Raw genomic sequence first — 23,533 nt, forward strand, 5'->3', positions numbered from 1 at the left:
AAATACTCTTATCACTGGGATTTTTATGCATAACCATAGGCATACAAAGCATACAGATATTCTCCGGATACTTTAGAATCACATGATAAAGGTATTCTTAAACTGGGTACAAAAAACTAAGCCCTCCTAAAAAAGGACATCCAATTATTTGTTCCCACTATCAAATTGACAGTTTATTTAAGAATACCTTGCCGCATATTTATTAACTCCTTTTAAATAGATACTTAAATAATAGCACGTAAGAGCATATTTGTAAAGGAATCTCCAATTTTTTATCAAAGAGAGTACGTGATTACAAAATAGCTGTAATAATGTACCAATATTTGTTATTCTATAATCTTCCAATTACTCCCGTTCTTTTCAAGTACCAAATCAAATTGAGATACCTGCGTTGCTTTGGTCTGCTGGTCGATATACTCCACTGTCAGCGATACCGTGACTTGATTATCCTTACGATTGTAAATAGGATTTACCAGTTCTTGAAAGATGTACTCTTTTCCGATTGGTTTTAATATCCCGTCATTCACATAGTAGGAAAGTTCACTGGCTGTCGCTGTAGGATAGAGCTTGAAGAACGTCGTTAAAAACTCATTGATTTCATTGGTTGTAATGGAATCAACCGTACCCTCACTTTCAATAGCTTTTGGTTTATAGTCTGATTTCTTTGGTATGCTAGTAATGGTCGGATTCTTAATGAGGACCATATTTCCAGTACTGTCTACATAGACACTCACTATATAAGCAGAGTGGACGGTCTTTGTATTTTCCCCCTCTGTAATGAGTTGGTCTACACTGTAGGTTACATCAAATTGATTGTCGCCATCTGCTTCTACCGTCCATATCTGAAATCCTTTTACAGAAGACGATACAGGAATATCTTTACGAACTGTATCGACATTCAGAGCTTGAAGTTCCTCTGTCAGATATGCTTTCAGGTTTTCTATGCGATTATCAATGGACTTGTCGTTTAGTTCCCATGAATAGTAGACTTTCGCAAAGTTCTCTACAAAATTTTCCACATGATGAGTATCGACATATTCCTTTTCTATGATGGTGGTTTCATGAATGGTATGGGTATCAATGGCTGTAAAGTGCTTGAATATCGCAAAGCTGAAACTAAGTCCTAAAAGTACCCATAGGACAATCACAACCTTTTTACGAGGATTGACCTTATAGACACGAGGTTTCTTTTCCTTTGGTGTCTGTTTTTCTGTATTCTGATTTTTTCCGAATTTCATCATTGAATCGTCCTTTCTTATTGTTTGATTCGTCCTGCTCCCACTAAATGCTGTTGCCAGTAAGAGCTTGTTAAGTCGGCATAACCGATAGGGTCGCCTGCATGAAACATACGGTTATCGCCTAAATAAATCCCGATATGAGTAATATAAGAGCCAGCGTTATAGGTAGAATGAAAGAAAACCAAATCGCCGGCTTTTGCTTCCAATAATGGGATATGCCGGGTTACATCATATTGCTGTTGTGCTGTTCGTGGTAAGTTGATTCCAGCTTTTCCATACGTCCATTGTGTCAGTCCGCTACAATCAAAAGAGGTAGTCGGGGAAGCTCCGCCATAGACATACTTCCAGCCTTCAAATTTCAGAGCTTCGTCCATGATGGCTTGTACTGTATCATCATTAAACTCTGTTGTGACAAGATACTGCGTTACCAGTTGCACATAAAACATATTCCCGTAATTGTATCGCCAGCCCCCATTGATAGGTATGGCTATGGGATTGGGGTAAGACACTTTTTCGTCACCCGAATACTCTTTTGAGAAACTTTGAGCCAGTTCAAAGGTATATTTATTCCCACGATTAGCCACATATCCTAAGAAACCACCACCATAATTGTAGGACTGGATAACCGATTCTAAATCTACACCAAGCCTTTCGCTACTGGCTAATAACTCACTGAAATACTTCACACCTTGCTTAATGGATTCTTCTGTACTCAATGAATTAGGTGGAAGACCGAGGGATTCCGAGGACTGCATAACATCTTCTGCTGTACCACCCGATTCCACCTGTATAATCGCAAGAAGTATATTGACGTATTCTTCAATTCCATATTCTTTGGCAACTTTTTCTACCATAGGCTTATGAGCCAGCACTTCTGCGGAAACATCCACACCGCCATAGTGAATGTTGGAAAAACCGCCATCTTGTTCATCTGAAAATAAAATGGCGACAAACAGAAGCAGTGAGAAGACCATCAAGAATAATCCCGAACCACCAATCACTAAAGTTTTCAGCTTCATGGTTTCTTACTGCCTTTCTTAATGGTGGCGGTTTTGATTGGTGGTCTACTTTTTGTATTTTGTAGTGGTACTCTTTGAACAGTAGACTGACGTTCTTTTGTGATTGAACGTTGTGAAGCTCTATCTGTTGGTGCAGTTGAAGTTACTGGCTTTTGAACCGTTCTTTCTTGAACTGTATTACTTTGACGTTCCGTTTTTAAACTTGAAGAATCGGACTTAACTGTTGGACGCTCTTGTTTGGCTTGTTGAGATTCCCTATAGGAAGCCTGTACAGTTGTTTGCCTTGAAGTCTGTCCATCATGAGATTGTTCTTGCTTAGTGGCTGGTCTTTCATGAACGGAAGAAGCTGGCTGTTTTTTCTGTTTGACCTGTTCCATTTCAGAGCGACGCTCCGCAATGGTTTTCCGTCTTTGTTCCTGCTGTTTCTTGCGTCCACTGGCTTTATCCGCTTTGGTTTGAGAAATACTTCTGGTTAAATCATGGACATTATCCGTCACTTTAGATTTTCCTTGATATACTGCATATCTTGCATTGGTCGGCAAATCCTTAACCTGTTCTTTCAAATTACCAGCAGTATCTACCATTCTGTCTTTGGTATCAGCTACTGTACCGATGGTTTGACCGATACGCTTTCCTAGTGTTGATTTTTCCTGCCCGTTTGGTCGAGAGTGATCTGCTTGTGTACTCGCAGAACTTCCCGAACCCGACTGTCCTTTTTTACCCGTAGCACTGGCAATGGCAGACCCAGCCCCTAAAGCAGTCACGGAGCGTCCAAGTTTCCGCTGTAGACGGTGCATGTGAGCGTGCATAAGCATACGAGGTTTTCTCATCATACGACTTCCCACACTTTGAGAATCGTTACTCTGTAGAGAAAACATACTCATTAAATCGCCCAGCTTAAAGTAGATTCCTGCAAAGGTCACAATCTGTAGAAAAGCAATCAAAAAGAACGGATAACCAGCCGATAAGGTATAGAGCATGGTTGAAATACTAAATGCTGTCGTAATAATCAATGTGATTCCAGCTCGTGTCAAAATGGTATTAAAGAGCTTTGTTATGGCTCGTTTTGACATACCATCAAATGATGGAATCATGCTTAAAATAAAGCTCACAGGCAGAAACATAGCATAGATGATAAAAAGTACCTGCGAGAAAATCATGATTCCTGTTAATAGGAATACAAATATGGAAATCCCAATATTGAAGACAAATAGGAAGAAGACTGTACCTAAACGGTTAATCGTCTTTGTAATCGTCATATTGGTATTGCTTCTATCTTCAATTTCTTCCGCAACAATTTTTTCTCTGTCTTCCCCATTGTTGGAATCTGGACTGGTTGAGAGCAGGCTTTCCACACGGTCAATACCAATACTTTCAATGTCTGAACTGTTATATTGAAGCAGTAGCCACGGTTGCTGAACCTGTATGGAAAATAGGCTGTCACGTATCAAGTCCACACTGTCCTTGCCTTGACTATCTGAATGGGGCATGACAATTTTTGTACCCAGTGACAAACTAGCGTTGCTGATGTCTGATGAAAAGTCATTGATTTTCTTAATATAATCGGGAGCATAGGCAATAAAGGAAGCCGATAGGATAAAAACCAGCACAAAATTCATGAGGGCATGAATTGCCTTTGTGGTTTCTCTCTTTATCAGTCCTGTATAGGCAACATAAACCCCAAGAACCAAAATCAAGAGTAAAAGGAATCCAACATAGAAACCCTCTGTTGATAGTCCACTAGGCGTAACCCCTGCAAGGGTCTGCATATTCTTGCCAATGGAATCTGCTGTAGCGGAAATGAAGTCTAAGGAATAGGCTTCCTGTACTAAGTAACCCGTCGCATTGGAAACATAAAGACTGATTGTCCAAATAAAATTGGTAATGGCATATAGTCCATACATGACTTGTTTTCCAATTCCGTCCGACCAGTTCCACGGTAGCCAGCCCCAGCTATTATCCACATAAAAATCCAGTTGATAGTTTTCAAGTGGGTATCGGCTGTATTCATTTGCCACATTGACCGTATCATCTACCAAGCCCGCAGCTTGAACCACCGTTCCCAGCATGGCTAAAAGAAAAATGGCAATCACAAGTGTGAAAGCCACTGTCATTGCCACTTTACCTAGACGTTTCAGCGTCCAGTTTGATTTTATTCTGTTTAATATTGATGGTTTCACATTTACACCTCTTTTCGCACAGGTGGTCTGGTATCAAAGGCATGGAGCAGTTCTTCAAATACAGGGTGGAACTGTATCACACCGACACGACCATATAAATCACTGATAAGGCATTGCCCGTTTTCCAAATCACGCAATCGCTTCTGATTGTTTTCGTCCTCTGGGTCTACACCAAAAAAGGCAAGGGTTTTTTTAATCTCGTTAAGGTCAGTGGAACGAAAGGCAAATTTTAAGCCGAGGTTATTTTTCAGTTTTTCATCTAAGAGGTCATCTGTATTTTGGGTCACGAAATATACCCCAGCGTTCATAGCACGACCAGCACGAACCAGCTTCATAGATAGTGTTTTCCCTTGTGCCACCTGTAAGAAGCTCCATGCTTCGTCTAAGTCTACAATCTTGAAAATACTTCGGTCTGTATGGATAAAGTCCAACGCAAAGGTACTAATGACAATCAGCATTGCTACCGATAGTAACTCCATTGTGGTATATTCCTCAAAGGAAGTTTCCTTGTCAGGAAGTACCAAGTCGGCAACCTGTATAATGTTCAGTTGTTTTTCAAGGCTGATAGACTGCTCTACATAACCATCACTAAAAAGCAGATGGGCAAAGTCATAGTCTGTAAAACTTTCGATATGGTCGGCTATGCTGGTACTTAGTGGCGTATTCTCAACCCGTAATTCTTCAATCACTTTCATCAACCCTCGCACTTCACTATTGGTTACTGCACGAATGGCTTTTCTAAGGATTGGGAAGCGTTCCCCATCACGAGAGGAAATCCCCGTAAGGAATGTCAAAATATCAATAGCCAGTGATTCAGAATCTTTGGTATTTTTCATAATTACATAAGGGTCAAGTAAGCCTTTGTTTTTCTCATCAGAAGTCAGATTGACGATATTGATTTCATGGGAAATCTCTGGCAAGGTTTCTTTCCATCTGCCACGTTCTGCTTTTGGGTCTACAATCACTGCTTGTGCCCCATAAAGCACTGCATAATAGACGATAAGGTTATTCGCAAAGGATTTACCACCACCCAGCGAACCGACAAAGGCAGACGCTAACGCATTGGTTACTGAACCCTTAACCCCTTGACTGGCAAGAGCAGGTTTCAGATAGACATTGCGTCCAGTATCTAAGCTGTAGCCAACATAAATCCCCTCATTTTCACCCAGCATTTGAGTAGCACCAAAACCTAAACCAGCGAGGAAATCAGAGGTCACGTATTGAATATAGTCATTCATATATCTTTTGCTGGCAGGTAAAAATTCTTCATGTAAGCCCAGCATATCCCCAAAAGGTCGTACCAGTTTCACGCTCAAATCATCATAGAAATCTTTCACTTCATTACAACGACGTTTAAGTTCGTCAAGGTCATTTGCTGATACCCTTACAACATAGGACAGCTTATACATAGATTCCTTGCTTTGGTCTAAATTGGTTTCCAGCTCGTTCACACTTTCCAGAGCTTCCGCCACATTAGAGCTGGTTTCATTATCACTTTGCCATGCGTGGTTATCCAAGTCTTTCAGTTCTTTCTTTTTATTGCGGACAGTAGATAGGGCTTTACGATTCGCTACAATTTCCACATTCATTGACGTATCAATCGGAAAGGTAAATTGCTGTTGCTGGTAGTAGAAGATTTCAGAGGACGGGAAGTCCAGTTCGCCGACAATACTGTTGATGGTAAAGTAAGCTACATAGGCGGTTTCGTCTTCCTGCTGGATTTTCAAATATCGCTGTTTTTCTTCCACCAGACAGCGAGTAGGCTTAATGAGGTCATAGGTTTTAATCAGTGTTTCATGTTCCAGCTTTTTCTTTGATAGAGGATACTCATACTCTTCATAGGCAGTGCCTGTCTGTCCGTAAAGGTGTTCAATCAGATAGCCGAAGTCATCCTTATCTAATCTTCGGATTTTGAAACGACGGGAGATTTTATTTTCTAAAAGCTTTTCCATCTTCTGAAAACGCAGGATTTCATCATTACTCATACTAACAAAATCGCCCATCAGCTTATGGTTCACATCATAGACAAAATCAGTAAAAGCATTTTTTGCTTCAACGGTAAGACTTTTCATAGAAAACTCCTGATCGTTGAGAAGCAACTTAAAACCGATAAAGAAACGGTAGTCCACTTGATTTTCGCCAATCATGGATATTAAAGCGTCTGTCTGTTGGTCGATTTTGTCATAGGCAACCGTTTTGAGCTTTCCAGTGACTTCATTTTTGGAACGTTCTTGTGCAGAAAGTATGCTGGATTCTGTACTGATTTGTAAAGCATGAATCTTGCCATCACGATTTTGTGCGATAAGCTGTCTGAAAGAATCATGTACTTGTATTTTCTGTTCCGGACTTAGAAATGAGTAATTGTAGGGAACAAGCTCATAGTAAGCGTAACATTCCCCATCTTTATTCCAGACCAGATTGTTTTCAATATATTTAATTGGATATGCCATAAAATTCACTCCTAACTGCTGTAATGGCTTCTTGTGGCTGGTTTCTGCCAAGCGTTACTTTTTTTCCTGCATAGGTCAGCTTTCGTCGCAGTGCATAAGCAATGACAGACTTCAAAAATCCATAAGGCTTTTTACCATCAAAGGTTTTTGTAGACATAAACCATGTGAAAGCCACAGGAATCCCAAAGTATTTGAGAAATGCTCCCTCTATCATAGAAAGAGGGGGCAAGTTGCCAAGTATCATAACTGCAAAGAGTGACACGACAAACCATGTCATTTGCGTAAAGGTTATGGGAAACGGAAGTCTAAAGTCATTGATGGAGTACAACACTTTCTCAACAGACCAGATACTGGTATAGCTTCGTATTTTCTTCATGTAATCAATCCTTTCATAAAAATGGGGATAGTCTTTTGACTACCCCGTAAACAAGAAAATCTGCCAGTAAGAATGTACCGACAGATTTAATAGACGATTTCAAAAATCCCGTGATTGGTTGAGATAAACGTTCCCGAAAGGTCTAAATCCCGACCATAGGATTCATAATCAATATAGTTTTGAAGACTGGCTGGCACTTCGCCTAAAGCACCCGTTTCTTCAATGTAGTAGCGTGCCACGTCAGACATATCATCACAATCGGAATGAATGATAATATCTTCTTGATGTTCGCTTAATTCTTCAATACTTGAAAAATGAGTGAGCAGAGCAGATAGCTCCGATTGTAGTTCTTCTGGCAACTCCGATACCATTTCCCATAGGCGATTGAGTTCGCTAATAGAAGTGTATTCGTCAACCGTAAAGGGTAACTCGTAATCATGAATGGCGTATTCCTCATATTCATCATTCAAGCCGATTTTCTCTTTGACTTCCTCAAAATCAATGGGAAAGGTAAACCATGCACCAACTAATTCGCCCTCATTGTATTTGCCTAAATTGGCAATGTAGACTTGCATATCGTCCATGTATTCACACGTCCTTTCTTTATAGAGATTCAAAAATCCCTACCGCACTTCGTTTGGTGTACCATTCTTTTGCGGAACATAAGAAAACCACTTATATTCCACAAAATAACGGTTTAATTTAAGCACCAATAATGCGATTGAATAGCTCTAGTAAAATGTCTTTTACTCCAGCAGCGTTGAAGACTAAGCCTACCGCAATAATCGCAATAATGAGAAAGCCAATGAGTTTACTGAACTCACGCTTGAAGCCAAGATACAAGCCAATCACAACGATTGCTAAAAGTACCAGTGATTGAGCGTTTGATAGAAACCAGTTATAAAGGTTTTGTCCAAAATTCATAAAAATGTTCTCCTCTCTATATTCAATGAATTTGTGTTTAGGTTATTTCTTTGTCGTTATCACGTCCTTATCTTTTGCCGACTGTTGCTTCAAAATCTGCTCATGCCGGTCTGTCAGTTTCGCATGGTCGAGAATGTCTTTCACAACCTGCGTCTGGTTGATTTCATCAAGTTTAATCGCAACCTTTAAAGTGGGTGCGACTTGATGGGAAAGCCAGTTCAGCGTCCGCTGGAAAGAGTAAGGCTCTGGTTTTGTGGTTAGTTTTAATCGTTCACGGTTGTTCCCAATAAACCAAGCCCATTCTTCATTCAGCTTCCAATCAGAACGAGGTTTGGAATCGTCTTTATCTACAAAACGGATATACCGATTGATAATTTTAAAAGCAGTCTTTTCTGGATTGTCATAGACGAGTAAATCACGGACTGCATAATAGGCACGCTCATTTTTCAGCCGAATCTCAAAACGGTTTTTTACTTCTGCGTCTTCAATGGGAATATCATTTTTCTTGTACTGTTCATAGTCCTTTTCATAGATACAGAAATAAACTTCACTCTGTAATGAACCGATATAGAGGGTATTTCCCATACATTCCTTTTCATCTTTGCGTACCAGTTCGCCACTGCGATAGCTTTTGAAACTGCGGAAGACGGATATACATTCTTCCTGTCTGCATTTTTCAGTGAGTACAGGGATATTCAAAATCCCTGTCTTATCGTTAATGGCAAGGTCAAGGCGTTTCATCACACCGCCAGCCACCAAAGCGTCCATAAAGAACTCATACCAGCTTCTTTGTTGAGCCAGAAGATAGCTTTCAAATTGCCGACACCCACGACCTTTCAATTCCACCAGAACTCCTTTGTCCAGTTCGTGGGAGCAGAGAACGAATATATCGCCTAAAGCATAATGCTCTGAATAAGAATAGAAACCATAGTCCTCATGAAGAAAATAGGACAGTTTCAGTTGTAAGATGTTTTCGACCACATGCTGTACGTCCGTTGTGGGAAAGCGAATCCTTACATAATCAAAGAGCATTTCAAGGGGAGCGTCGGGATTGAAGCGTTCCAGAGCTTCAAAAAGAGATTGCTGTAAATCCTCTGATGGCTTGACTTTTCCTGTTTCAATATCGCTTAGATACTGCCTTGTAATACCAGTCGCAACCGCTAAACGATTTTGAGATAGTCCATAAGCCAAGCGTTTTTCTTTTAACTGCTGTAACCAAGTTTGTTCATTCAGTAAAAATCCCTCCAATCAAAAAGGCGTATGTCAACTTTTAAAGCCCATTTTACATACGCTGAAATTTTGTAAATCCCTTGTAACCAAAGGATTTTCTAATGTTTTTTTGACTGTTTCCTGTCGATTTGTACCCCCCTGTTAGATACGGGGGGTTAATGGGCAGGGCAAGCCCTGCCCGACAAAGCCAGAACTTACGGTTTAAGACCGTAAAACCTGCCTTTGTCGTCTGTATCTGCCTTTGATTCTCCCTGTATGCCAGTGTAAATCACTACCAAATCAACTTCTGGTCTTAAATATTCCTGTTCAATCACTTCTGATAGACCGTCCGTTTTGAATGAATTTCTATCAAAAAGCTGAAATTCATATAGAATATTTTTGCTGGTAATACTATGTCGCTTCTCTAACCTCATTCTGAATGTGAACGGTGGTTTCTTCACTTCACGGATAATTTCATCAATCAGCTTATCTATTCTGGAATAGAATCGTACTTTTGGATTGACGGTAAAATGCCTGTATCGGTCAATGATGTATTGTTCACAATCTACCGTGAATTGGTCTGTATTCAAGCAAAGACAAATGACAGATTTTTCAGTCGGTGTATGATATATCTCCAATCTTTTAATATCCATTACTTTTATTTCTCCATTTCTTGTTGTTCTGATGATGGCTTTTTTGTGTCCTGTCTGCTGTTGGATAACTTTTTAATTTCCTCTAAAAAGTCATGTCCTTTTGGTACAAGGGGAGTATAAAACTCTGATATGACACTTGTTCCTACATCAACATAGCCACGACCTTTGATTCGCTTTAAGAAGAAATCCTTTTGTACGTCACTGCCAAACATCATGCCATAGCCCATTTCAGACATACGACCTAAAGCCACTCTGAAATTAAACTGGTCACGGATTCCGTCGCCTAGATATTTTGCGTCTGGACGCTGACAAGCCAGTATTAGAAAGAAGCCAGCTTGACGACCTAACATGACAATCTGTTTCAACTTATTTATAACTGCGGTGTTTTCTTTTGTTCCCAGCATTTCCATGAAAGCGACATATTCATCAAAGATTAAGAAGTGTGCTGGAAGTCCTAAGTAAGCATAATTTTCGCCAGTCTTATAATTTTCCATCTGCTTCATTTCCTCACTGCGTTTTATCATTTCTTCATAGAATGTATCAATGCAGGAAAGCAAGTCTTCTTTTCTGTAGTGGACATTTGCCATCACAGAGCCTAAATCGGCTAAGTCTGCATTTTTCGGGTCTAAGATATACAGCTTAGAATCTGTATGAAGCAAGGCTTCAATCAGTGTCAGGATAAAGTAGGTCTTACCGCCACCTGTACCACCAGCTATGAGCATGTGAGGCAGATTGTCATATTCCCACCACATATTTTTCATTAAGCAAAGTTTCCCATCATGAGCTTGTACTTCATCAATAGAAATACGACGGGCTATCATATCATAGAGCAAGGTATATTCCACGTAGGAATCCTTTAACTCTTTATCCGTCAGCTCACAGTACAAGCCACTTTCTAATTTCTTTTCCAAGTGTAGGAGCTGGTCTTGATATTTCCCCAGAGTGATTTCCACTTGTATCTGTATTAAGCCATTTTTAAGGCGATAATAGATTTTAGGGAAGTAGGTTATCTTTTCTTTGGTACGACTGGGGGAATCCTTGAAGAAGCCATCTGTTTTGACCTGTTCTGATTCATACCACTTATTTTCAAGAACCATCTTCGCCAGCTTTTGACGGTGGTAGAGTTGTTTAATCGTATCATAGCGATACCGTTTGAATAGAAACGCCACCAGCAAGCAGACAAGAATTGCGACACTGAAACTGATACTTAAATACGGAATGTCAATCTTATCTGCTTGTGATAGGTTAAAGTCCTGCCAGTTGACCTGCTGGATTGTCTTCACATGAAACAGTCCGACAACAAGCAGTAAAATAGGCAGTAAGGACGCTACTGTAAAATGAAAGACTAAATCTTTGTCACTCGGACGAATCCTTTTACCACGAAAGACACGCTGTTTCATGTTTGATTTTCTCCTTTCTCTCTAATGGAAGATACGTGGCTATTTGTCCGTAGCAGGTTCTTTCTTAGGTGGCTGTTGATTTCTAAAGGAATTAGAATCCTTTGTCAGCACAATATCGTCTGCCTTGATGTACCAGTCAACATCTGCTCCTTGAAAGGTAGCAGTAGCGACAGTATCCGCAATGGGATTGATAAGTTCCACCCGTGCGTTATATTCAAACTCTTTCAAAGGCACGCTGGCAGGAATACTTACTTGAATCATGCGTCCTTGCCCTTTGGATTTTAAGTCATAGGTACGTTCTTTGATTTCCTCTGAAACCGTACCGTCTTCATTTTGGATTCTCACTTCACGACGTAGAGCAGAGAATTTTAATTCTCCAAAAGTCGTGTCTTTATCTAATACGATACCATTTGCTAATCTCATCATTTTTCCTCTCTTTCTTTATTCTTTTACCATGTCGTCAGCATGTAAAAGGTAATTTGTAAAACCACGAGTGCCGATTTTATAGCCCTCGGCGGTAATACGTGGATTGACTAACTTAACACGTTCCTCAAAGCCGAAATGTTTTTCGCCAGCTTCAGCAGGAAGTACGACCACAATATCATCTGCTCTTTGAACGTCTGAATAGAGATTATAGCTTCGAGATAAGACGGTTAGATGTCCGTTGATTCTTCGCTGTACGACTTTATCCTCGCCAGCAAATTCTAAATTGCCGAATGTTTTTTCCATCTTGGGAATCACAAATTTAAGTTCCATATTTTTACCTATCCTTTCTTTTTTATGGTTGAATGAATCTCGTTTGTTTGATGGTCTTTCACGGTGGGGAGCGACCTTTATTCTCTTGTTTTTCTATTTTCGTAGTATCACGTCCTTTCAAATCGGGTAAAAAAATAGACACCTCATTTTTGAAGTGTCCACCTTTTGCCTATTCAATTTTTATTGGAAGTATCTTTGTTTCTTCACTTTTCAAGGGTAAATCGTCGTATCAAAGCTCATTCATAAGTAGTAAATTAGTAGTAAATTGATTGGTTTCGACCTTGATAAAGTGTGATAAGTCCAGTGTTTATACGGATAACTAGATTTTCATACTATTTTTGTTATAAAAATAGACTAATATCACAAAAAATCAAAAAGTGGTATGATTTAGGTGCGATTTGAAAACAAAGGCAACAAAAAAGCCCTTAACTAAGGGCTTCATCGTCAACTGGTGCCGATACCCAGAATTGAACTGGGAACTGAGCATTACCATTGCTCCGTTTTACCATTGAACTATATCGGCAGGCATTTAATATAATATCAGGTACTTATAAAAAATGCAACTATCTTTTTTCAGAATCCAAATTTTTTCAATGCCCGAATTATGCGAGCAACGGGAAATCCCATAATTGAATAAAAATCACCATTAATTCTTCTTGCCAAAAAGAAGCCTTCGCCCTGAATGCCATACGCTCCTGCCTTATCCAGCGGTTCACCCGTTTTTACATAAGCTTCAATCTCCTCGGCCTCTAAAGAATAAAACTCCACATCGCTAATATCACAGAAAGAGATTCTTTGAGTTGATGACAACAAGCAAACCCCGGTCATTACCTGATGCGTTTTACCGGATAACTGAGCGAGCATCATTTTCGCTTCTTCTGAATTTCTAGGTTTACCTAAAACCTGCCGCTCTAAAACAACGATGGTATCCGCACCGATTATGACTGCTTCCGGATGTCGATTTAGCACCGTTTGAGCTTTTCGCCAAGCTAATTCCTCCATCGCAGCTTCCAATGGCAAATTCCGATTTAACGTTTCATCAATGTCAGCAATCTCAATGTCAAACGGAATATGACACCGCTCTAAAAGCTCACGCCGCCGCGGTGATTGGCTGGCAAGAATTAGTTTCTTTTTCATTCCCGGCTTCCTTTCTGATTCTTATCATAAATAATCTTCATCCCTTTGAATGCTAGATCCGGGTCATATTCATCAATACAATCCGTTTCTTTGACAAGAATTCGCCCCAAACCTCCAGTTGCGATTACCTTTAGCTGCGGCTGATTCAGCTCAGCTTTAATCTTTCGAACAAGATATTCCACCTGCCCGATGTATCCATAGACCAATCCTGACTGCATCCCCGTAACCGTATTTTTAGCCAGCACACGTTCTGGTTTATTAATCTCAATTTCCGGCAGCTTTGCCGTCATCGACCATAATGCCTGAGCCGCAATTTCAATCCCCGGTGAAATCACCGTATATTCAAACACACCTTTACTGGATATGTAATCGTAAGTTGTCGCTGTACCAAAGTCAATCACAAGACACGCCTCATGATACAGATGATAAGCTGCTGCCACATTTACAATTCGATCAGCCCCTACCTCTTTTGGATTTTCAGAATTTACAGAGATTCCCGTTTTCACGCCCGGTCCGATAATCAGCGGCGTACAATGAAAATATTTGATAACCGCACTCTCCAGAGAATGCATAATCTTGGGAACAACGCTGGAAATCACTACGTCATGAATCAAAGAACTGTCGATCAGACGTGTCGACAACATTGTCCACAAAACCATGCCCAACTCATCCGAAGTTCGTGGTGTTTTGGTCGTTAAGCGAAACGTCGCTTTCAAATCATCGTGATCGAACACGCCTACCGTGATATTCGTGTTCCCCACATCCAAGGTCATCAACATAATTTATTTCTCCCTTTTTTCTTTTAGGATTGTCAAACAGCGCTCTAACAGTGCATAAGCCAGTTCTTCCTTGCGCATGATCGGCAATGCTTCCTCTCCTTGCGCTGTAAGTACGGTAACCCGATTCGTATCAATTCCAAATCCTGCCCCATGTTCCCTTAAATCATTAGCCACAATCATATCCGCATGCTTCGACTCCAACTTTGCACGCGCATGCTCCAAAAGCTGCTCCGTTTCCATGGCAAAGCCACAGACTACCTGATCCTCACGTTTTCTTTCTCCAATTGTTTTTAGAATATCCTGTGTCCGTTTTAGAGTCAGCTGAAATTCCCCTTCTGACTTTTTTATTTTCTGCGCGGCCATTTCGATCGGTGTATAATCAGCAACCGCCGCTGCTTTAATAATCAAATCTGAATCTTCAACATACATTAAGAGGGTTTCCGCCATGGATTGAGCGGAAGTCACCGGCATGTCTGCAACATTACGCACAGGCGGTAAAGTGGTCGGCCCATGAACTAACGTTACCTTAGCCCCCCAGTTTCGCGCTGCTTTTGCAAGAGCATAACCCATTTTCCCACTGGAATGATTGGTTAAATAGCGAACTGGATCCAAAGCTTCCTGAGTAGGACCTGCACTCACTAACACCTTCAACCCGGATAACGGCTTTTCTGTAAACAAAGCCTGTTCAATTTCATCTTCAATCGCCGCTAAAGGAGCAAGGCGGCCTTTGCCTACATCGCCGCATGCCAGCAAACCGCTGTCCGCCTCCACAACCCGCATGCCTCTGGTTTTTAACAGACGCAGGTTCTCCTGAGTCGCCGGATTTTCAAGCATTCCGGTATTCATAGCCGGACAAATAATCTTAGGACAGCTGCAGGCTAAAAAAGTTGTAGTCAGCATATCGTCAGCCAGTCCATGAGCGAACTTGGCGATCACATTGGCAGTCGCCGGGGCAACCACAAAAACATCCGCCTGCTTTGCCAGCGATACATGCTGAACATGATATTCAAAATTCCGATCAAAGGTATCCACACTGACACGATGACCGCTCAGTGTCTCAAAGGTCAATGGGCTGACAAATTCAGTCGCATTTCGGGTCATGATCACATGGACGTCCAAATCTTTCTTTTTTAAGTCACTCGTCAGCTGTGCCGCTTTATAAGCAGCAATTCCACCAGTAACACCTAATACAACTGTTTTTTTCACAATATCCTCCCTGCCGACAATGTCGGCCATTTTAAGAATCATGTCTGACTCTAAAGCATCTTCTTAATCCAATCGTTAATTTGCCGAAGAAGCTTTCCTATACCCTTTAGTCAGAGGCATCAGCGCTCGTCCGACGGCCAGAACAATCAGCGCTCCGATCACCATTTCCATTATACCATTTGTCATAACAACGCCCAATAACAAAGCCGCCAACCCGGACAGCGCTACGCCTTTAACTGCAGCATAGGCAGAACCGAAGAAGAAATAGATTCCCAGCATCACCAGCGTCGTATGCAAAAAGGTGCTGATCAATGCTGAAAACAACAAACTGGCGTTCACTTTCTTCGTTGCCTTCATCATCAAGTTAAACATCACGCCGGACAGCCAGCCTAATAAGATCCGGGGACCTAAAGCAATGACCAGACTCGCCAGACCTCCATGGAATTCACCGACTGAATAAAAGGGTGAAAAAACAAAAGAAGTAATGGTAGGAGTCAAGGTATTCACGATAACACTGCTGATCCCAAAGATCAATCCCACTACACTCCCTGCTCCAGGCCCCATCAAAACCCCTGCCAGAATAACAGGGATATGCAGGGTGGTTGCGCGCACTGGACCGATCGGGATATACCCCAGCGGCGTCAGCATCAACACAATTTCGATGCAGCCGAATAAAGCCAGCAGCACCATGTTTTTTGTCTTCTGTTTCGATTTCATATTTTTTGTTTTCCTCCTGTCGCTCCATTTCGGATGCAACGTACTGAAATACGAGAATCTCTTTCAGCCTCACGATGTTTGATAGAAGTCACTTCGGATCTCCTTTAAACGCATGAAAACCAAACTTTGAGAATTCATTTTTATTATACTCAGGATCTCCTTTAATTCAATAGTTCCCTGTCCAACTCTGACAAAAGACTACCAAAAATAGACAAGCCTAAGTTTGTTAAACCTCAGCCATACTAACGATACAAGAAATGAAGGTGAATGAATGAAGAAAATACCTTATGTATTATTAATCAGTCTGCTTCTGCTAAGTGGATGTCAAAATCGGCCGGAAGACAACGATCTCACGGCAAAGGTGGGTTCCATCACTGACGACATTCCGGAAATCGATATTCCTCAAACAGATATCGACTTCTCACAATTCAGTACATTAGATTCAAGGATGCAGGCATGGGGACTTGGCAAAGACAAAGATGAAAATGGCCAGCCTCAGGATGCAGTGCTTGCCAACGAAAGGTATAAAGCTTATGATACCGTGTTCGTCGGACGTCCTGATCACAAAGTTTATTTAACCTTTGACAATGGTTATGAAAATGGCAATACGCCAAAAATTCTAGACACACTGAAAGAGAAGAACGTCAGTGCCGTCTTCTTTGTCACATCCCAATATGTCCTGGAAAATCCTGATTTGATTCGGCGAATGATTGATGAGGGACATATCATCGGCAATCACAGCTATCATCATCATTCTTTTCCAACGATCAGCATTGAAAAGGTTTATGATGAAATCATGCAGTTAGATGCCTTATTATTAGATCAATTCCAGTACAAGATGACATTAGTCCGCCCGCCAAAGGGAGAATTCAACGAACAGTCACTGGCCCTCAGCAATCTCTTAGGATATCAAACAGTGCTGTGGTCGTATGCTTACTATGATTACAATGTTGCCGATCAGCCTGATCCGACCTCAGCTTTAAAGAAAAATCTGGACAACGCACATCCTGGTGCAATTTATCTTCTGCACTCCGTATCGGATACCAATACCCAGATTTTATCAGATTTAATTGAAGGACTGCGAAACTTAAACTATGAAGTTTCCCGCTATGATTTAAAATAGTGAAGCCAAAAACTGAAATTAAAATACAAGTTAATTGGAATACCGTTACCTGAAAATTGAACATTCCAATTGGGGATAAAAAACAACCGCTGATTAAGGATCTAACCCCCTTGAGTCTGATTCTTCCGTATAAAAACAAATTTCGTTTCCCTTGCTTATTTATTCCAAGCAGCGGATAAGGAATTTGTTTTTCTTTTTGGCGGATAAATCCCGGTCTGATGATAACAAATTGATATTCCTTGCGATATCCGTTACTCCTTATTTTGTACTTCCGAGCGCAGCTGTTCCAAACGTGCCTCCGCCGCTGCATCCTGATCAAAATACTCAACAAGCAAATCCAGACATCGCAGCGTTTCCGGTGAACTCATATGTTCCAGCTTCTCCGTTTCTTCTAACAGCCGATCTCCTTCAATCCCTGCCAGCTGCAGAAAACGGGCCACTCGCTGATGCCGCTCCAGCAGCGCTTTCCCTTGTGTTTTTCCCTTTTCTGTCAACTGCACATCCCCATAGTTTTCCACAATTAAAAAACCTTCCGCAGCCAGTTTCCGCAGCATCTTACTGACTGAACTGCGGCCAACCTGCAGAGCATCAGCAAGGACGGAAACACGAAGACTTTGATTCTTTTGCTGCATCCTGTATAACATTTCCAAATAATCTTCCATGGCCGCTGTCAGCTGATCCGCTTCATTACGTATGGATTCACGGAAAGGCCGAAAACCATTGCTTTTCATTTTCTTCATCCCTTTCAGACAATCCTGTCCTATTCCATTCTATTCGCTGTGAAAAGCCTTGTGCGGGCGGATGCTGAAATCTGAAAGAGATCACTCTGCCCTATAAAAAAAAGCCAGGATTCCACAGATTCCCGACCTTTCACTTTCTCTTTATTCAATCTCATTCAATTCTGTTTGATCCTCTGGCAATTTAAAGTAGCTGCTGAATTCTCCCTGAATTCGATCATGCAGACGCCGGACCCCCCCTTCCAAATGATAACGCATGACATCACTGCAGCGTTCGCGCTGACCTTTTTCCACAATTTCCACAATTTTTTCATGCTCCTGAAGCAGCTCATTCATTGAGAAGTTCGCTTTTACATCCAGCATTCTAAACCGTGAATAATGGACTTTCATCTGATTGATGATCTGCCACATCGCCCGTTGTCCTGCAATTGCGAAAATATGCTCATGAAATTCGCTGTCTAAAGCATAAAATTCATCCGGTGTTCGCTGTTCGGCAATGGCTTGACGCTGATCTTCCAAATCATGCTTCAACTGCTGAAGCTGAGCCGAAGATCTACGCTCAATCCCATCTTTAAGGATTTGAATCTCTACGATAGTCCGCATATTGATCGTCGCCATGACCAGTTCCATATCAATCAAGGACACCTTGGTTCCCCGCTGCGGCAAAACTTCCAGCAGACCATCATTACACAGTCGCAGAAACACGTCCCGTACAGGTGTCCTGGACACCTGAAAACGGCGAGAGATTTCATTCTCACTGATCAAAGCCCCCGGTTCAATTTTGAGGTCGATGATCTCTTCCTTCAACTGATTATAAATTTCCAATTTATCCATCCCACATCCCCCTCATACAGTTAGTATACAAGGTGTACGCAGCGGATTCAAGTTTCATTTTTTACCCCCTTCTTCCAGAGAAGTTCTCACAGTTTCTTCTGATCATGATATAATGCTTGCGATAAGGAGGATAAATTATGAAGTTTTTAGTCATTTCTGACATTCACGGTTCTGCCGCATACATGAAAAAAGCACTTGAAGCCTATGCTTTGCATAAACCCGATCACATCCTGCTGCTGGGGGATATTCTCTATCATGGTCCTCGCAATCCGCTGCCGCCTGATTATAATCCCCAGGAAGTGGTTGCGATGCTGAATCCTCTGGCTGATAGAATCACAGCGGTTCGCGGCAACTGCGACGCTGAAGTTGATCAGATGCTCCTGAATTTTGATATTCTGCGCGACTGTGCAACAATTTTTTTAGGCGGACGGCGGATTACAGCAACGCATGGTCATCTATTTCCGCTTGATCCGCCGCCGTACAGCTTCCCCGGTGATATCTATTTATATGGTCATATCCATATTCCTGTGATCCGTCAGGAAAACGGAATTACGCTGCTTAATCCCGGTTCGATCACACTGCCTAAGCAGAACAGTCCGCATACCTACGGCTTGCTGGATGAAAATGAATTTACCATTATGACCGAAGATCACGAAGTCTATCAGTCCCTTGCTTTTTGAAGCATAAAATAAACCTTTGATTTTAACTCTCTGAATAATTCCTGATTAATCCTGGATTTTCCTAGTCTCCTTCGGCTTGGGAAATCCTTTTTTATTCTCATCGATCAGCAGACAAAGAACTGCCGTCCATTGATTCTCAGTTTCCTTTAAGGTCATTTTTAAAATTGCCCCCTGATTCATCAAATGCCGTTGGGCAACGGGAGCAATATAGTAAATCGGCTGATTTATCGAGTTCAAAATCAGCTGGTTTTCACGAATCTCCATCTCACTCCTTTTCCATTGACAACTGGGCAATGTGCGCCGAATACGATCCTGATCCTTATCGGATCCCGAACGCATTCGCTGCGCCTGTTTCCATACTTGCTGAAGCATTGCTGTGGGCAGCGACTGATAAATATCCGGCAGCGGCGCATCTTCAATCTGCTGCGGATGATGGATCATCACAGCAAATAATTCTTCGCGAAGCTGCGCGGCACTATGACTTAATGCACAAAGTTGGCGGCGTTGGACCAATGTCGGGAAGCATGTAATTTTTACGTTCATAATCATGAGCTCAATTCCTCCTCACTATTACTATTGCGCTTTTTTTACAAATGTCCCGCTGATTTCATTTTTTTATCTCCCAGGCGAGTCCCAAATTGTTTCATTACTATCACTTAGGCACCATTTTGGGCGTCATGATAATAAGTGCGCTTCATTACAAACCTGCTGCAGAATTGAACTCAAACAGAAAAAAACCTTCCGCATTCAAACTGCTTTCGGAAGGTTCACTTTTTTATTTTTCCTGCATCAACCGATCCAGCCGCGGATTTGCGACTTCTCGGATTCGGCCATTTTCGATATAAACTTTTGCTAAACGGTCGCTCAATAAAGTCAAAACCTCATAGGGAATCGTACCTAATTCCTGTGCCACCTGTTCCAGCGGAATATGTGGGCCGATCAGCTCAACCTTTGTCCCTACAGGAAAAGCATGCGGAAGCCGGATCATCGCCTGATCCATACAAATCCGTCCTACAAATTCCCCGGTTTCTCCTTCAATCCAACAACTGCGTCCCTGATGCCGGCGAATCCAGCCATCGGCATAACCTATCGGCAGTGTTCCGATCCATTCTTCCCCCTGCGTTGTATAGGTTGCTCCATATCCAATCGACTGTCCAGCCTTTAATTGTTTTACATAGATCAAGCGGCTGTATAAGTTGATACACGGCTTGAGTTCAGTTAAATAAGAAGTCACGCCAAACATGGCCAGTCCGCAGCGGACCGCATTACCTGGAGCTTTAGGATAATGCACTGCTGCATCGGAGTTGCAGCTATGCACCCAGCGAAAAGGCGTCTTCAGCGCGTCAACAACTGCCTCAAATCGTGCTGCCTGATCCTCGGTCATTTGATTATCCGGATTATCCGAACACGCAAAATGGGTAAATATCCCTTCTACGTCAGCACCGTTGGCTTTTAACAAGGACAACATTGCCTGCAGCTCCGCTACCTTCTCCGTACCAATCCGGTGCATGCCGGTATCCACTTTTAAATGCACTTTCAGTCCTTTTATCGGAACCTGAATCAATTCTTTAACCCACTCCAGCGACACCGCCGGTACAGTTAAATCATACTGCAGCAGCAATTCTGCCTGAGCCGGATCCACGACCCCCAAAATCAAAATCGGTGCGGTGATTTCCTGATACCGCAAAGACAAGGCCTCGTCCAAACTCGAAACGGCCAACATGGTAGCCCCGCCAGCCAATGCAGCCCGCGCCACGGAAGCATCCCCTGCACCATAGCCGTTAGCTTTGATCACGGCAATAAATTGCCGATTTGTCTGTGACCGAAGCCACTGCACATTTTCTTTGATCTGATCCAGGTCAACCTGAACCCAGCTTTCCCGATAAAACATGACCTTCCTTCTTTCTACTTGACTTTCATCGCTTATACAAAGCGAGAAGTCGTATATGCCAGATAAATCCCGCCAATCCGGAACATCAGCGATAACAAACCATTGATGCTTGTTCCGATCAAACTTTGCAGCGTAATTCTAAAGGCCATCATGAAAAATTGAAATCCCATCGTGAATACACCGAAACCAAAATAGGCGATCATATCGCCAAATAAGAAGCAAAACACAGCCAGCACTGCTGCTAATACGGAAAACCGCACCTGTACCCCACGTCCATATTTACGAATTACGGTTCCGATTGCATAGCCAAATGCCAGATAGACCACCGAAAATTCAAACATTAAAAACTGCGAAATCAAGCCATACAGAATCGTCAATCCAATCGTTGCCCCTACTCCATATCCAACCGCCCGAATAAACCGCTCATTGCGGGTAAGGGCTTGTTTATTGTAAATTTTAAGCATACGTCCGCCTCCTGAATACTCCCAGTATAGCACAATCGATATTAAAAGAGAACGGCCGATCCGCAGACAGAATCTTACAAATCATTAACATCAATATTCACTATCTGCCCGTAAAAAGTCAAGAAACACAGAATTTAGAAACCGTTTTCTTTACTTTTTCTGCATCTCAGGGTATCATTTTTTTAAATGAGTAAAGGAGGTTTCACCTTGTTATCAAATACGCAGAATCAAGCTTTATATGAATTGCAAAAAGAGCTTTGGGGTTATGCCGAACCCGGCTTTTTAGAACACCGCTCTGCCGCAGCAATGAGTAAGTTTTTACGTCAAGAAGGCTTCACGGTTACGGAAGGCATTTGCGGTATGGAAACCGCATTTGTTGGAGTATGGGGCAGCGGTCATCCGGTGATCTGTCTGTTGGCTGAGTTCGATGCCCTCTACGGATTAAGTCAGGAAGCGGATGTTTCCGAATATAAACCGATTGAAGGCGTGGCTACCGGACACGGCTGCGGACATCACCTTTTGGGTACAGGCTCGATCGCCGCCGCCATGATGGTTAAAGACTATTTAGAAAAAAACAAACTGTCAGGCACCATCAAGATGGTTGGCTGTCCCGCTGAGGAAAGTGGCAGCGGCAAAGCCTATCTTGCCCGCGACGGCTTCTTTGACGACGCAGATGCCGCCATTACGTGGCACCCATCTACACTGAATGTTGTTTCTTCGGGTTCCAATCAATCCTGTATTCAATGCTATTTCCGTTTCCATGGCGTTTCCAGCCATGCCGCCGGCAATCCGGAAGCCGGGCGCAGTGCGCTGGACGCCGTGGAACTGATGAGTGTGGGTGTCAATTATCTGCGCGAACACATGGATTCCAAAGAACGCGTGCATTACGCTTATACGAATGCTGGAGGGATTTCTCCCAACGTTGTTCAGGCCGAAGCGGAAGTCAAATATCTCGTTCGTTCCACGACCAATCCTAAATGCCAAAAATTATACGAACGGGTGATCAACATCGCAAAAGGTGCTGCCATGATGACCGGTACAACCTGTGATGTCATCTTTGATGAAGGACTTAGCAACGTCATCCCTAATTTCACACTTGAGCAAGTACTGGAAGACGCTTTCTTTAAAGTTGGAGTCCCGGCCTATACTGAAGCCGAACGGGCATATGCCAAACAGTTCCGTGATACCTATCCGCTGGAACCGGAGAGCGAAGTCACCGCGGTCATCGCGGAGCCTAAAACGCTGATCGCCAACATACAAAACAGTGATATCTGTGATATCATCCTACGCCATCGCTGCGTTGATGAATGCTCAATGGGATCGACCGATGTCGGCGATGTCAGTTGGGTTGTCCCAACAGCTCAAATCAATACCGCTTGTTACAGTTATGGAGCCGGAGGTCATACATGGCAATGGGTCGCTCAAGGCAAATCCACGCTCGCCTACAAAGGCATGATGCTGGCTGCTGAAGTTATGGCTCAGGCTGTGGAAGCCTGCTTTGAACGTCCGGAAATTATCGAAAAGGCCAAGGCAGAATTTGAAGAACGTCTGGCAGGACAGACCTATGAATGCTTGATTCCGAAAGACGTTAAACCCCATATTATTCAATAATGTTAAATACGTAGGCTAGTGAGAAAATCGCATCCGCCTCTATTCCAGACAAACTAAATCTTCATATATATGAAAAAGAATGAACTGATCGTAAATCCGCAAATCACACTGTTCATTCTTTTTTGTTTAGTGATGCAATTAAATCAAAT

General features: G+C 42.2%; 25 protein-coding genes and 1 tRNA gene. 3 read left to right on the forward strand and 23 right to left on the reverse strand.

Annotation, left to right across the window (positions count from 1 at the left end):
* The 18 genes from BN162_RS19240 to BN162_RS07005 form a co-directional block, all read right to left on the reverse strand.
* Positions 1-52, reverse strand: a 52-nt coding sequence (locus BN162_RS19240; RefSeq protein WP_114365327.1) for a hypothetical protein, incomplete at its 3' end; no start/stop codon positions are given.
* Positions 53-326: 274 nt separating this feature from the next.
* Complete coding sequence (locus BN162_RS06925) at positions 327-1,241, reverse strand: conjugal transfer protein (protein ID WP_002345006.1); 915 nt, start codon at positions 1,239-1,241, stop codon at positions 327-329.
* A gap of 14 nt (positions 1,242-1,255) precedes the next feature.
* Positions 1,256-2,257, reverse strand: coding sequence for a bifunctional lytic transglycosylase/C40 family peptidase (locus BN162_RS06930; RefSeq protein WP_020224359.1), 1,002 nt, complete (start codon positions 2,255-2,257; stop codon positions 1,256-1,258).
* Complete coding sequence (locus tag BN162_RS06935) at positions 2,254-4,437, reverse strand: CD3337/EF1877 family mobilome membrane protein (RefSeq protein ID WP_002345008.1); 2,184 nt, start codon at positions 4,435-4,437, stop codon at positions 2,254-2,256. The genes BN162_RS06930 and BN162_RS06935 overlap by 4 nt, the downstream gene beginning before the upstream one ends.
* A gap of 2 nt (positions 4,438-4,439) precedes the next feature.
* On the reverse strand, positions 4,440-6,887 hold the full coding sequence (tcpF, locus tag BN162_RS06940; protein WP_000331148.1) for a conjugal transfer ATPase TcpF: 2,448 nt from the start codon (positions 6,885-6,887) through the stop codon (positions 4,440-4,442).
* Entirely contained in the window at positions 6,871-7,263 is a 393-nt protein-coding gene (locus BN162_RS06945; RefSeq protein WP_002345009.1) for a conjugal transfer protein, read from the reverse strand. Before BN162_RS06945 ends, tcpF begins: the two co-directional genes overlap by 17 nt.
* 86 nt (positions 7,264-7,349) lie before the next feature.
* On the reverse strand, positions 7,350-7,847 hold the full coding sequence (locus tag BN162_RS06950; RefSeq protein WP_002345010.1) for an antirestriction protein ArdA: 498 nt from the start codon (positions 7,845-7,847) through the stop codon (positions 7,350-7,352).
* A 118-nt stretch (positions 7,848-7,965) separates the two neighbouring features.
* Positions 7,966-8,187, reverse strand: coding sequence for a hypothetical protein (locus tag BN162_RS06955; protein ID WP_001009056.1), 222 nt, complete (start codon positions 8,185-8,187; stop codon positions 7,966-7,968).
* A gap of 42 nt (positions 8,188-8,229) precedes the next feature.
* Complete coding sequence (gene mobT, locus BN162_RS06960; RefSeq protein ID WP_015646596.1) at positions 8,230-9,435, reverse strand: MobT family relaxase; 1,206 nt, start codon at positions 9,433-9,435, stop codon at positions 8,230-8,232.
* A 176-nt stretch (positions 9,436-9,611) separates the two neighbouring features.
* Complete coding sequence (locus BN162_RS06965; protein ID WP_015646595.1) at positions 9,612-10,049, reverse strand: hypothetical protein; 438 nt, start codon at positions 10,047-10,049, stop codon at positions 9,612-9,614.
* A gap of 5 nt (positions 10,050-10,054) precedes the next feature.
* Positions 10,055-11,449: an FtsK/SpoIIIE domain-containing protein gene (locus BN162_RS06970; protein ID WP_015646594.1), complete on the reverse strand. Its 1,395-nt coding sequence runs from the start codon at positions 11,447-11,449 to the stop codon at positions 10,055-10,057.
* A gap of 39 nt (positions 11,450-11,488) precedes the next feature.
* The gene (locus BN162_RS06975) at positions 11,489-11,872 is read right to left on the reverse strand and encodes a YdcP family protein (protein WP_001234287.1); all 384 of its coding nucleotides are present in this window, start codon (positions 11,870-11,872) and stop codon (positions 11,489-11,491) included.
* Between the two features lie 18 nt (positions 11,873-11,890).
* Positions 11,891-12,205: a YdcP family protein gene (locus BN162_RS06980; RefSeq protein WP_000420680.1), complete on the reverse strand. Its 315-nt coding sequence runs from the start codon at positions 12,203-12,205 to the stop codon at positions 11,891-11,893.
* A 449-nt stretch (positions 12,206-12,654) separates the two neighbouring features.
* Positions 12,655-12,728 (reverse strand) — tRNA-Thr (locus BN162_RS06985).
* Between the two features lie 50 nt (positions 12,729-12,778).
* Complete coding sequence (locus tag BN162_RS06990; RefSeq protein WP_020224361.1) at positions 12,779-13,342, reverse strand: Maf family protein; 564 nt, start codon at positions 13,340-13,342, stop codon at positions 12,779-12,781.
* Positions 13,339-14,121 carry a type III pantothenate kinase gene (locus BN162_RS06995; RefSeq protein ID WP_020224362.1) on the reverse strand — a complete coding sequence of 261 codons (783 nt, stop codon included), beginning with the start codon at positions 14,119-14,121 and terminating at the stop codon, positions 13,339-13,341. The genes BN162_RS06990 and BN162_RS06995 overlap by 4 nt, the downstream gene beginning before the upstream one ends.
* A 3-nt stretch (positions 14,122-14,124) precedes the next feature.
* Complete coding sequence (coaBC, locus tag BN162_RS07000; protein WP_244264186.1) at positions 14,125-15,327, reverse strand: bifunctional phosphopantothenoylcysteine decarboxylase/phosphopantothenate--cysteine ligase CoaBC; 1,203 nt, start codon at positions 15,325-15,327, stop codon at positions 14,125-14,127.
* 75 nt (positions 15,328-15,402) lie between these two features.
* On the reverse strand, positions 15,403-16,044 hold the full coding sequence (locus BN162_RS07005) for an ECF transporter S component (RefSeq protein WP_020224364.1): 642 nt from the start codon (positions 16,042-16,044) through the stop codon (positions 15,403-15,405).
* Between the two features lie 271 nt (positions 16,045-16,315).
* On the opposite strand from BN162_RS07005, the gene BN162_RS07010 reads away from it, so the two are divergent.
* Complete coding sequence (locus BN162_RS07010) at positions 16,316-17,167, forward strand: delta-lactam-biosynthetic de-N-acetylase (RefSeq protein ID WP_020224365.1); 852 nt, start codon at positions 16,316-16,318, stop codon at positions 17,165-17,167.
* Between the two features lie 251 nt (positions 17,168-17,418).
* On the opposite strand, the gene BN162_RS07015 is transcribed toward BN162_RS07010, so the two are convergent.
* Both BN162_RS07015 and BN162_RS07020 read right to left on the reverse strand, forming a co-directional pair.
* Positions 17,419-17,907, reverse strand: coding sequence for a metal-dependent transcriptional regulator (locus BN162_RS07015; protein ID WP_081587839.1), 489 nt, complete (start codon positions 17,905-17,907; stop codon positions 17,419-17,421).
* 141 nt (positions 17,908-18,048) lie between these two features.
* Positions 18,049-18,738 carry a GntR family transcriptional regulator gene (locus BN162_RS07020; RefSeq protein WP_020224367.1) on the reverse strand — a complete coding sequence of 230 codons (690 nt, stop codon included), beginning with the start codon at positions 18,736-18,738 and terminating at the stop codon, positions 18,049-18,051.
* A gap of 137 nt (positions 18,739-18,875) precedes the next feature.
* Here BN162_RS07020 and yfcE point away from each other — a divergent pair, with 137 nt between their 5' ends.
* Positions 18,876-19,418 carry a phosphodiesterase gene (gene yfcE / locus BN162_RS07025; protein WP_020224368.1) on the forward strand — a complete coding sequence of 181 codons (543 nt, stop codon included), beginning with the start codon at positions 18,876-18,878 and terminating at the stop codon, positions 19,416-19,418.
* A 45-nt stretch (positions 19,419-19,463) separates the two neighbouring features.
* Here yfcE and BN162_RS07030 read toward each other — a convergent pair whose 3' ends face one another.
* From BN162_RS07030 to BN162_RS07040, 3 genes are all read right to left on the reverse strand, one after another.
* Positions 19,464-19,967 (reverse strand): hypothetical protein, encoded by a 504-nt coding sequence (locus tag BN162_RS07030; protein WP_020224369.1) that lies wholly within the window; start codon positions 19,965-19,967, stop codon positions 19,464-19,466.
* A 226-nt stretch (positions 19,968-20,193) separates the two neighbouring features.
* Entirely contained in the window at positions 20,194-21,309 is a 1,116-nt protein-coding gene (alr, locus tag BN162_RS07035; RefSeq protein ID WP_020224370.1) for an alanine racemase, read from the reverse strand.
* A 32-nt stretch (positions 21,310-21,341) separates the two neighbouring features.
* Complete coding sequence (locus tag BN162_RS07040) at positions 21,342-21,773, reverse strand: hypothetical protein (RefSeq protein WP_020224371.1); 432 nt, start codon at positions 21,771-21,773, stop codon at positions 21,342-21,344.
* Positions 21,774-21,980: 207 nt separating this feature from the next.
* On the opposite strand from BN162_RS07040, the gene BN162_RS07045 reads away from it, so the two are divergent.
* Complete coding sequence (locus BN162_RS07045; RefSeq protein WP_020224372.1) at positions 21,981-23,384, forward strand: M20 family metallopeptidase; 1,404 nt, start codon at positions 21,981-21,983, stop codon at positions 23,382-23,384.
* Positions 23,385-23,533 lie beyond the last annotated feature (149 nt).

It is taken from the genome of Holdemania massiliensis AP2 (assembly GCF_000327285.1).
Lineage (GTDB): Bacteria > Bacillota_I > Bacilli_A > Erysipelotrichales > Erysipelotrichaceae > Holdemania > Holdemania massiliensis.